Source organism: Actinacidiphila cocklensis (assembly GCF_907177275.1).
Taxonomy (GTDB): Bacteria; Actinomycetota; Actinomycetes; order Streptomycetales; family Streptomycetaceae; genus Actinacidiphila; species Actinacidiphila cocklensis.
Genome location: NZ_CAJSLV010000127.1, coordinates 1 through 10,568 on the forward strand (window position 1 = coordinate 1; position 10,568 = coordinate 10,568).

Here is a 10,568-nt window from a genome sequence, read left to right on the forward strand (position 1 = left end):
GCCCGGCAGCCCCCGCCGCCGGGCCGCGGACCGGGCGGCGGCCGCGGCTGCCGCGCCGCTTCCCGCGACCGCGCCGCGACCGCGTCACCGAGGCGCTGTGGGGCTTCGCCTTCATCGCGCCGACCGGCCTCGGACTCGCCGTCTTCTACCTGTGGCCGGTCGCGCAGACCGCCTACTTCTCCTTCACCCGCTGGGGCGCCTTCGGCGGCCACACCTGGAGCGGGCTGGACAACTACCACCGCATGCTGCACGACAGCGAGTTCGGCCGGTCGCTGGTCAACACCCTCGCCTACACCGGGCTCGGACTGCTGTCCATTCCGCTGGCGATCGTCTTCGCGGCTCTGCTCAACCGCCGCGGCCTGCGCGGCATCGGCGTCTACCGCACCTTCTTCTTCCTGCCGGTGGTCACCATGCCGGTGGCCGTCGGCATGGTGTGGCGCTGGCTGTACAACGGCGACTACGGGCTGATCAACTACGTGCTGTCGCTGGTCGGCATCGACGGCCCGAACTGGGTGGCCGATCCGCGGCTGGCGCTGTACGCGCTGGTCGTGGTGGGCGTGTGGAGCAGCATCGGCTACAACCTGGTGATCTTCCTGGCCGGGATGCAGGCGATCCCGCGCGAATACTACGAGGCCGCGGAGATCGACGGCGCAGGCCCGCTGCGGCAGTTCCGCTCGGTCACCCTTCCGCTCCTGTCGCCGACCGCCTTCTTCGTCTCGGTGATCTCGGTCATCGGCTCGCTCCAACTCTTCGACCTGGTCTACGTGATGGCCGGATCGGGGGCCGCCGCCCGGTCCAACCCGGCATTCCCACGCCTGGAGACGGTCGTGCAGCTCTTCTACGACCGCGCCTTCGTCACCAACGACCGCGGCTACGCGGCAGCGATAGTGATGGTCCTGCTGCTGATCATCATCGTGCTGACGGCCCTTCAGTTCCAGCTGCAGAAGAGGTGGGTGCACTATGGCTGAGGTCCGCGCGGCGGGCCGTGCCGCGGACCGGCCGGCACGCCGCTCCCGGCACGGGCGCCATCCGCTCGTCCACACCGTGCTGATCGCGGCGTCGCTGGCGATGGTCGCGCCGTTCGTCTGGCAGATCATCACCTCGCTGAAGTCGCTGAGCGACGCGACCCACGTGCCACCGTCGCCGCTGCCCGGCGGGCAGTGGGACAACTACGGCAAGGTCTTCGACCTTCTGCCCTTCGGCCGGCAGTTCCTCAACACGCTGCTCATGTCGCTGGGCCGCACGCTGGGCCAGGTGGTGCTGTGCCCGATGGCCGCCTACGCCTTCGCGCGACTGCGCTTTCCCGGGCGCGGGTTCCTCTTCGGGCTGTTCCTGGCGGTGCTGATGGTGCCGCCGCAGCTGTTCATCATCCCGCAGTACCAGATCATGTCCGACCTGGGCTGGCTCAACAGCCTTCAGGCGCTGATCCTGCCCGGCATGTTCAGCGCCTTCGGCGTCTTCCTGCTGCGGCAGTCGTTCCTGGCGCTGCCGAAGGAGCTGGAGGAGGCGGCGCGCATCGACGGCGCCGGGCCCTGGCGGATCTACTGGTCGGTGATGCTGCCGCTGGTGCGCCCAGGACTCGTCGCACTGGCGGTGCTCGCACTGCTGTGGTCGTGGAACGACCTCTTCTGGCCGCTGGTGGTCAACACCGACCCGGACAAGATGACGCTGTCCGCCGGACTCGCCTCGCTCCAGGGCCAGTTCCAGACCGACTACCCCGTGCTGATGGCCGGATCGCTGCTCGCCTCGCTCCCGGTCATCGCCGTCTTCGCCCTCCTGCAACGGCAGTTCGTGCAGGGAATCGCCCACACCGGGGTCAAGGGCTGACGCCCTCCGTCACCTCGCCTCCCCACCTTTCACGCAAGCCCCCACCGTCCACGTACCCCGCACTGTTCACGCACCCCCCCACCGTCGAAAGGGGATCAGATGTCCTCCATCCGACCGTTCGCGCGCCTACGGTTGCGGCACCGCGGCACCGCCGCGTGCCGGACCAGGGTCGCCGTGGGCGCGGCGGCCGCCGCTCTCGCGCTGACCGCGTTCGGCTCGTTCCCGGGTCAGGCGAGCGCGGCAGCCGGCGTGCAGCATCTGGCCGTGCCCGCGTACTTCAACCCCTCGGACGCCGCGGGCAGCGGCTTCTGGACCCAGATCGACCAGGCCGGATCCGGTGTCGGTGTCGCCGTCGCCAACCCCTCCAACGGCCCCGGCAGCGCCGTCGACAGCGGCTACGCCTCGGCCGTGGACGCGGCATCCGGCGCCGGTGTGAAGGTGCTCGGCTACGTCGACACCGGCTACTTCGGCACCACCGGCCGCACCACCCGCGACGGTCGGACCAGCGTCGCCGCGTGGACCGCACAGATCGACGCCGACGTGGCCACCTGGTATTCCTGGTACGGCTCCTCGGGTCTGGCGGGCATCTTCTTCGACGACGCCCTGGGCGACTGCGGCACCGGCAACGCGCACGTCAACCTGTACACCGGCATCAACTCCACGACCAAGCAGGCCCACCCGGGCGCCTTCACCGTGGACAACCCCGGCTCGCCCGCCGAGTCGTGCTACGCGTCGGCGGCCGACGTCCTGGTGATGTTCGAGAACACCTACAGCGTCTACGCCTCGTGGACCGCGCCCGACTGGGAACTGAACTACGCCAACCCCGACAAGTTCTGGCACCTGGTCTACGACACCCCCGCCCAGGCCGACATGGACAACGCGGTCGCGTTGAGCAAGCAGCGCAACGCCGGCTACCTGTACGTCACTCCTGACAACCTGCCCAACCCGTGGGACACCCTGCCCACCGGTGCGTACTGGTCAGACGAGCTGGCGAAGGCCGGAGCCGCCGGATCGGGCGGACCCGGCGGCGGGGGCAGCGGGTGCACCACCACTGCGGGCTCCGGCGCCATCACGTCGTACTCGGCGTGCGCGTCAGCGGACACAGCCGTCTTCAAGGCGACCTTCAACAGCTCCGAGAGCTTCCACCACGTCTTCGTCAACACCGACGGCAACACCGCCACCGGTTACCAGCTGCCCGCGCCGTCGGCCTCTCCGCTCGGCGCGGACTACATGATCGAGAACGGCTCGCTGTACCGCAGCACGACGACCGGCTGGGCGTGGGCCGCCGCCACGCCGGCCCCGACCACCACGGTCAGCGGCTCGACGTACACCTGGACACTGCCGCTGAGCGCCCTCGGCTCGCCGAGCGGCACCCAGCAGGTGGAGTTCAACGCCGGCTCCGCGTACACGCCGGTGGTCTCCTTCAGCGCGAGCTAGGAACCACCGAAGACCGCAGCTCCCGGCCCGCGCCTTCACGCGGACCGGGAGCTGCGGGCCGAGCGGGCCGGCTGGTGAGTCGACTGGCGTGTTCAGATGCCGAGTTCGGTACGCAGGCCCGGCTGGAGGAGGTCGCTGTGGGCGCGGACCATGTCGTCGCACAGCTGCCAGATGCGTTCGACGGGGAGCGCGGCGGCCGTGGCCGGGTCGGTCATGAGCGCGTGCCTGATGTGGCGCGGGTCGTCCTCCAGGGCGGCCCTGACCACGAGGTCGTTCATGCTCAGGTAGGTGCGGTTGAGCGCGGCGCACTGCGGCGGGAGGGCGCCGACCGCGGTCGGCTGGACACCCGACGCGTCGACCAGGCACGGCACTTCGACGGTGCCACCGGTCGGCAGGTTGGCGATCAGGCCGCGGTTGGGCACATTGCCGTAGATCGTGCGGGGCGTGCCGGTGACGATGCTGTGGACGACCTGCGGCGCGTACTCCATCGTGCCGGCGACGTCCAGCGGAGTGCCGGCGAGCAGTGCCTCGCGGGTCTTCTCGTACTGCGCCACGTTGTCGTCGACGATGCCGAGGTACGCGCCGACCGGCAGCCGCAACCGCTCGACCTCGCTGGCGTGGTGGAGGTACCAGGGCACGTACTCCGAGCTGTGCTCACTGGTCTCGGTCGGGTAGCGGCCGAGCCTGCGGTACATGTCGATCCGCACCCGGCGGCGCAGTTCGGCGTCCTGCTCGATCAGTGCGTCGAGCTTCGGGTACAGGCTCTCGCCCTGGTGCTCGAAACGCAGCACCCATGCCTGGTGGTTGACGCCCGCAGCAAGGTAGTTGACCTCCTCGTAGGGGACGTCCACGAGCTCGCTGAGGTCGCGCATGGTCCAGTAGACCGAGTGGCACAGGCCCACCACGCGGGAGAGGCCGGTGGCCTGCGAGAGGTACTGGACGTTCATCGCCATCGGATTGGTGTAGTTGAGCAGCCAGGCGTCCGGGCACAGCTCGGCGATGTCCTCGCCGAGGGACTTCAGCAGCGGGAAGGTGCGCAGGGCGCGGAAGACGCCGCCGACGCCGAGGGTGTCGCCGATGGTCTGGCGCACACCGTAGCGGGCTGGGATCTCGAAGTCGGTGCGGGTGGAGTCGCGCATGCCGACCTGGACGATGTTGATCACGAAGTGCGCGCCGTCCAGGGCGGATCGGCGGTCGGCGTGGGCGGTGATCCGCGGCGCGGCCCCGAGGTGCGCGGCGATGTGCCGGGCGGCGCCTTCGGCGGTGGCCAGCCGCTCCGCGTCGATGTCGTGCAGTGCGATGTGCACGCCGCCCTTCAGCTCCTCGAAGGCGAACAGGTCCGCCAGCAGCCCCTGCGTGAAGACGACGCTGCCTGCGCCGATGAACGCGATCTTCGTGGTGGTCATGACGGGCTCTTTCCGTGGTTCTCGTCGGTGCGGGACGTGGCGGCCGGCGCCTCGTCCCAGGTGGGCTGGGCCGGAGTGCCGCCGTGCGCCCGGGTGGACAGGGCGCAGCCGGCGGCGAGGGCGTCGGCCGGCCGCAGTCCGGCCGGCAGGTCGAGTTGCGGCATCGCGTGGTCTTTCGTGTGGGCGGCGAGACATGCGGGCGGTCAACGGAAGGTGCCGGAGGGTGGCAGGACGCGGGACGGGCCGGCTCAGCCCTTGAGCCCGCTCGACGTGATCGACTGGATGAAGGACTTCTGCGCCGCGAGGAAGGCCAGCAGCACCGGCAGGACGGTGACCACGTTGCCCGCCATCACCGCCGACCACTTGGTGTGGTGCAGGCCCTGGAAGGTCGTCAGGCCCAACTGGAGCGTGTAGTGAGTGTCGTGGTTGATCGCGATCAGCGGCCAGGTGAGGTCGTTCCAGGTGGTGAGGAAGGTCAGCACGGCCACCGTGCTGAGCGCCGGGCGGGACAGCGGCAGCACCACCGACCACAGCACCCGCAGCCGCGAGCAGCCGTCGATCCAGGCGGCCTCCTCCAACTCCCTGGGAAGCGAGAGGAAGAACTGCCGCAGCAGGAACACCGCGAACGGCGTGACCAGGGACGGCACGATCAGCGCGCCGAGCGTGTCGATCAGCCCGAGCCTCTTCATCACCAGGAACGTCGGGATCATCGTCAGCTGGAAGGGGATCGCCATCGTGGCGAGCATCGTCACCAGCAGCAGCCGCGAACCGGCGAACCGCATCCGCGCGAAGGCGTAGCCGCCCAGCGTCCCGAAGACGAGGTTGGAGACGACCGTCGCGACCGACACGATCAGGGAGTTGGCGAACCAGCGCGGGAACATCGCGTTGCCCAGCACGTACCGGTAGCCGCCGAGGTCGATGTGCGAGGGCCACAGCGCCGGCGGGAACCGGTTGATCTGCGCGTCGCTCATCACCGAGCTGAGCAGCACCCACAACAGCGGCAGCGCGAAGAGCAGCGCGAGCGGGGCCAGCGCGAGGTGCCAGGGGCTGAACGGCAGCCGGCGGCGTGCCCGGGGCGCGGCGGCGGGCCGGGAGTCCTTGCCGGGTACGGGCCGCGGGGTCGCCGGGGCTGCGGTCATCGCACTGCTCCTTCCGGGCCGGCGGGCCCGCGGCGGCGCAGTGCCCTTGAGCCGGCCGCGATCACGAAGAGGACCACCGCGAGCACGTACGCGGCGGCGGCCCCGTACCCGGCGGTGAAGTTCTGGAACGCCTGCTGCCAGATGAAGTAGACGACCACCGTGGTGGAGCCGAGTGGGCCGCCCTTGGTGGTGACGTAGACGAGGTCGAAGACCTGCAGGGACTCGATGAGCTGCCACAGCACCAGGAAGACGTTGACCGGGGTGAGAGCGGGCAGCACGACGTGCCGCAGCAGGTGGAAGCGACCGGCGCCGTCGAGCTTGGCGGCCTCGATCAACGACGGCGGCACGTCCTGGAGCGCGGCGAGGTAGACCACCAGGCAGAAGCCGGTGCCGCTCCACAGCGATATCGCCACCAGGACGTAGAGCGCCTGACCGGGGTCGGTGAGGAAGCCCTGGGCGGGTATGCCGAGCTTGTGCAGCAGTGAGTTGGCGGCGCCGAACTGCGGGTCGAGAATGAAGGAGAAGAGCACGCCCTGTGCGGTGGCCGAGATGACGAACGGCACGAAGATGAGCGTGCGGTAGAGGCCGACCAGCTTGATCCTGCGGTTGAGGGCGAGGGCGAGGGCGAGGCCGAGCACCATGCTCAGCGGCACGTAGAGGGCGGTGTACTTCAGGGTGTTGCCGACCGCCTGGCTGAAGTGCGGGTCCTTGGACAGGGCGCGGTAGTTGTCGAGTCCGACCCAGCGGCTGGGGGTGACCAGGTCGTCGGCTTGGAAGGACAGCAGCAGGGACCAGACGACCGGCAGCACGGACAGGCCGAGGATGACCGCGACCGAGGGCGCGACGAACGCCCAGGCGGTGGCGGTCTCCGCGCGCCGGCGGCGGCGCAGCGCGCGGCGCGGGTCGGCGGTCTTGTGCGCGTCGGCGCCCTCGGCGGACGACGGGGAGGGGCGGGGGTGCGGCTCGGGCAGGGTGAGCGGGGTGGGAAGTCGCGACATGGGTCCTCCTCAGCGCGGGATGAGCAGGGCGGCGTCGGCCTGGCGGGCGCAGTCGTGCAGTGCCTGCGCGGGGGTGCGGCGGCCGAGCAGCACTCCGGTGATCGCCTGGCCGAGCGCTTCGGAGATCTGCGGGTAGGCGGCGTGGTTGGGGCGGACCCGCGCGGTCTCCAGCGCCTGGGTGAAGACCGTGAGGCCGTCGGTCGCGCGGGTCTGCCGGGTCCACTCGGGCAGCGCCTGGGTCGCGCGGCTCAGTGGGAGGCTGCCGGCCTGGATGTCCCACTGCACGTCCTGCGCGGGCTCCATAAGCCAGGTCAGGAACGTGCGGGTGGCGGCGACGCGGGCGGAGCCGTTGTCGAACGCCGTCCAGGTGTCGGGCCCGGAGATGGTGAGGGGACGGCCGCTGTAGCTGGGCAGCGGCACCACGTGGTGGTCGACCTTCGCCTGGACGATGTCGGGCAGCTGCCACGGGCCGGTGGGGACCATGCCCATCCGGCCGGACAGGAACACCTGGTACATCTGCTCGCTGCCGGGCTTGGGGTCGATGTAGACGCTGTGGTCCCTGGCGAGCGCGGCAACGGTCTCCAGGGCCTTGACGCCGCTCTCCTTGAAGCCGATGCCCTTGCCGTCCGCGGAGACCACCTCGCCGCCGAGGTCCCAGATCATCGGCCACAATCGCCACACGGTGTCCTCGTCGCCCGTGCCGGGCCAGCCGGTGCCGAACACGGTTCCGCCCGGGTCGGTGAGCGCGCGGGCGGTGTCGACGAAGTCCTGCCAGGTCCAGCCGGGTTGCGGCAGGTCGACGCCCTTGGCGGCGAAAAGCTTCTTGTTGCAGACCACCGCGAGCGAGTCCAGCAGCGCGGGGGCGGCACGGACCCGGCCGTTGACGGTGACGGCGGCGCGGGCGGGTGCCCAGAAGCGGTTCCAGGGCGTGGGCCCCGTGTGCACGGTGTCGGTGAGGTCGACGACCTTCGGGCTGCGGGCGATGCTCGCCAGGTCGGAGCCGAAGATGTATGCGATGTCGGGGTACGAGCCGGAGGCCAGGGCCGCGGTGACCTTCTGCAGCATCGCGTCGGACAGGACACCGCCACCGGTGTCGACGCGGATGTCGGGATGGGTGCGGTGGAACTCCGCGACCAGGCCCTCGATCGCGGCCCTGCCGGTGTCGGTCTGCCCGTGCCACATCTCGATGGTGACCGGGCCGCCGCTGCCGCTCCCCCCGCTCTGCCCGCCGCACGCGGACAGCAGCGGCGCAGCGGCGGCGGCCGCGGAGCCCGCGGCGCCGACCCGCAGCACGGTACGGCGCGATGTCCCGCCGGGCGGACAGGAACAGGGGGAGGAGCAACGATGCATGGGATCACCACCGGGCGACGGGGGAAGTGGAACAGGGCGCGGGTCAGCCTCGGGTCAGCACGTCTTGCGTACGTAGCCGGAGCTGCCCGCGGGCGATACGTCGACGTCGCGGCGGACGATGCTCAGCGCGCTGCCCCAGCCGGCGCAGGCCTTGCTGAGTCCCTTGGCGGTGTACTCGATCACGATCACGTGGTTGCCGAACGCGGCGGTGTAGTCGTTGCACTCGCCGTACGTCCCGCACTCCTCGGCAACAGCGAAGTCCAGCCCGGTGGAGGCGCGGTCGCCGGCCAGCTCCGAGGTGTTCTTCTGCGCGATGGCCAGGCCCTCGGAGTGAGCGTGCGCGGACAGCAGGGTGATGTACGCCTCCGCCCCGCCCGAGGTCAGCAGCTTCTTGGAGCGGCTGTAGCTGTCGTAGTTGTCCGGTTCGATGGCCTGGTACCCCTTGGACGCGCACTGGTCGATCCAGCCGTCGACCTTGGCGGCGATCCGGGTGCGCTTGTCCGCGGTGCGGGTGTCGAGCAGCGCCTCGCCCCAGTCCGTGTCGTAGACGACCTTCCCCGAGCTGTCGCGCAGCAGCAGGTCGGAGTCCCAGCTGCTCTCGGCGCCGGGCTGGACCTGGAACGCGTTGATGTAGCAGATGTTGTACAGGCCGGCCGCGGGCGAGTCCTCGTGGTCACGGCTGACCACCTGCACACCGGCCGGCGGGGTGTACGCGCCGCCGATCTGGTAGTCGAAGCCGGCGTGTGCGGGCGGCAGCGCAACGGCGGCGGGCGCGGCGCCCGCCTGGTCGTCGGCAATGAGCGGAACGGCGACAACAGCGGCTGCCAGAGCGGCCAGTGCGCTGAGGCGGCGAGCGGAACGGACGCGAATGCGCATCATCGAGCTCCTGTGAGGGGAGGGCACGTCCCCGCCTCGGACTGTGGGAGCTGTCCTGGCGACATTGTCCGGGCTTGCGGCGCAGCGGCCGTCCACCGGTTAGGCGTACCTCTGACGCCGGTGCTCACCTCCGGCGTTGGAGGGAGTTAATCGCTCAGTTTTCTTCATGTCAACCGATCGAACCTGAGCAGTTGGTGCGCAAGACTGACACCGCGCGCTTCTCGGCGCGTGCCGTTACGGGGGTTATGCTCAGCTCCATGCTGAGAAGTGAGCGTCATGCGCGCATACTTGAGCACGTCTCGGAGCGGGGCAGCGCCGACGTGCGCGTGCTGACCGGGCTGCTGGACGTGTCGGGCGCGACGATCCGGCGCGATCTGCAGCATCTGAGCGACCAGAACCTCCTGCGGAGGACCCGCGGCGGGGCCGAGGTCGGCGCGGTCGGCCTCGAAGTGCCGTTGCAGCACCGCACCGAGCGGCTGCGTCCGGAGAAGCAGGCGATTGCGCGCGCGGCCGCGGCTCTGGTGCCGGACGGCGCGGTGGTCGGCATGAACGGCGGCACCACCGTCACCGAGATCGCCCGACTGCTCGCCGCCCGCGGCCCGTTCACCGTCGTCACCAACGCGGTGAACATCGCGGCCGAGCTGATTCTGCACCGCAACATCACCCTGGTCGTCGTGGGCGGCAACGCGCGTACAGCGAGCTACGAACTGGTGGGTCCGATCGCCGAGCACACGCTCGCCGGGGTCCACACCGACATCGCCTTCCTCGGCGTGGACGGCGTCAGCGCGGCCCACGGCTGCACCACCCACGACCAGTTGGAGGCAGCCACCGACCGCGCCTTCGCCGACGCCAGCGACCGTACGGTCGTGGTCGCCGACCGCACCAAGGTCGGCCGGGCCACCTTCGCCAAGATCTGCCCGCTGGCCGCCGTCGCCCACCTGGTCACCGACCCCGACGCCGACCCCGCGGAACTCGCCCGCATCACCCAGGCAGGCACCCAGGTCACCATCGGCTCGACGGCACACTGAGGGTTGGTCGGGCTCCGGTCGCGAAAGCCCGTCGGGACTGTCCCGAATTCCGTGTATGCCCTGGTGTGCGACCTCATCAGGAACCGCCCGCTCGCGCCGCAGACTTTCCTGGGCCAGAACGAAATCCCCCGGTCGGAGTCCTGGCGAACCCTCGGCACCTGGCCTCGACCGTCAAGATCACCGGCAGAGTCGAGCTAGAGCAGTTCGCGCAGCGGGATGCCGGCCAGGGAGCGGACCTCGCGGGACAGGTGCGGCTGGTCGGCGTAGCCCGCGTCCGCGGCGACGCGGGCGAAAGGGGTGCCGGTTCTGGCCATCGCCAGGGCGCGCTGCAACCGCAGCACCCGGGACAGCGTGCGCGGGCCGTAGCCGAAAGCGGCCTCGCAGCGGCGGCGCAGCTGGCGTTCGCCGAGGCCGCAGGCGGCCGCGACGGCGGGGAGCGGGCGGCCCGCGGACAGGGCGGCGGCGACCGCGGCGGGCAGCGGGTCGGCGGGACCGGCCGTGCGGGTC

11 protein-coding genes are annotated in these 10,568 nt (G+C 70.7%); 4 read left to right on the forward strand and 7 right to left on the reverse strand.

The genetic code is table 11. The features are described 5' to 3' along the window. From NFU81_RS40430 to NFU81_RS40440, 3 genes are all read left to right on the forward strand, one after another. On the forward strand, positions 1-968 hold a 968-nt coding region (locus tag NFU81_RS40430; protein WP_251502302.1), incomplete at its 5' end, for a carbohydrate ABC transporter permease. Then, entirely contained in the window at positions 961-1,827 is an 867-nt protein-coding gene (locus tag NFU81_RS40435; RefSeq protein ID WP_251502303.1) for a carbohydrate ABC transporter permease, read from the forward strand. The genes NFU81_RS40430 and NFU81_RS40435, both read left to right, overlap by 8 nt. Positions 1,828-1,926: 99 nt before the next feature. Then, positions 1,927-3,264: a spherulation-specific family 4 protein gene (locus NFU81_RS40440; RefSeq protein WP_251502304.1), complete on the forward strand. Its 1,338-nt coding sequence runs from the start codon at positions 1,927-1,929 to the stop codon at positions 3,262-3,264. Positions 3,265-3,356: 92 nt separating this feature from the next. Here the strand turns inward: NFU81_RS40440 and melA are convergent, their stop codons facing one another. From melA to NFU81_RS40470, 6 genes are all read right to left on the reverse strand, one after another. Further along, positions 3,357-4,670, reverse strand: coding sequence for an alpha-glucosidase/alpha-galactosidase (gene melA, locus NFU81_RS40445; protein WP_251502305.1), 1,314 nt, complete (start codon positions 4,668-4,670; stop codon positions 3,357-3,359). Further along, the gene (locus tag NFU81_RS40450) at positions 4,667-4,834 is read right to left on the reverse strand and encodes a hypothetical protein (protein ID WP_251502312.1); all 168 of its coding nucleotides are present in this window, start codon (positions 4,832-4,834) and stop codon (positions 4,667-4,669) included. Before NFU81_RS40450 ends, melA begins: the two co-directional genes overlap by 4 nt. An 84-nt stretch (positions 4,835-4,918) precedes the next feature. Further along, positions 4,919-5,809 (reverse strand): carbohydrate ABC transporter permease, encoded by an 891-nt coding sequence (locus tag NFU81_RS40455; RefSeq protein WP_251502306.1) that lies wholly within the window; start codon positions 5,807-5,809, stop codon positions 4,919-4,921. Then, on the reverse strand, positions 5,806-6,807 hold the full coding sequence (locus tag NFU81_RS40460) for a carbohydrate ABC transporter permease (RefSeq protein WP_251502307.1): 1,002 nt from the start codon (positions 6,805-6,807) through the stop codon (positions 5,806-5,808). Before NFU81_RS40460 ends, NFU81_RS40455 begins: the two co-directional genes overlap by 4 nt. A gap of 9 nt (positions 6,808-6,816) precedes the next feature. Next, complete coding sequence (locus tag NFU81_RS40465) at positions 6,817-8,157, reverse strand: ABC transporter substrate-binding protein (RefSeq protein WP_251502308.1); 1,341 nt, start codon at positions 8,155-8,157, stop codon at positions 6,817-6,819. A 54-nt stretch (positions 8,158-8,211) separates the two neighbouring features. Then, the gene (locus tag NFU81_RS40470; protein ID WP_251502309.1) at positions 8,212-9,036 is read right to left on the reverse strand and encodes an endo alpha-1,4 polygalactosaminidase; all 825 of its coding nucleotides are present in this window, start codon (positions 9,034-9,036) and stop codon (positions 8,212-8,214) included. Positions 9,037-9,290: 254 nt separating this feature from the next. Between NFU81_RS40470 and NFU81_RS40475 the strand changes: the two genes are divergently transcribed. Then, complete coding sequence (locus tag NFU81_RS40475; RefSeq protein ID WP_251502310.1) at positions 9,291-10,061, forward strand: DeoR/GlpR family DNA-binding transcription regulator; 771 nt, start codon at positions 9,291-9,293, stop codon at positions 10,059-10,061. 194 nt (positions 10,062-10,255) lie between these two features. Here the strand turns inward: NFU81_RS40475 and NFU81_RS40480 are convergent. After that, positions 10,256-10,568 (reverse strand): helix-turn-helix domain-containing protein (locus NFU81_RS40480; RefSeq protein WP_251502311.1); only part of this gene is annotated, 313 nt, incomplete at its 5' end.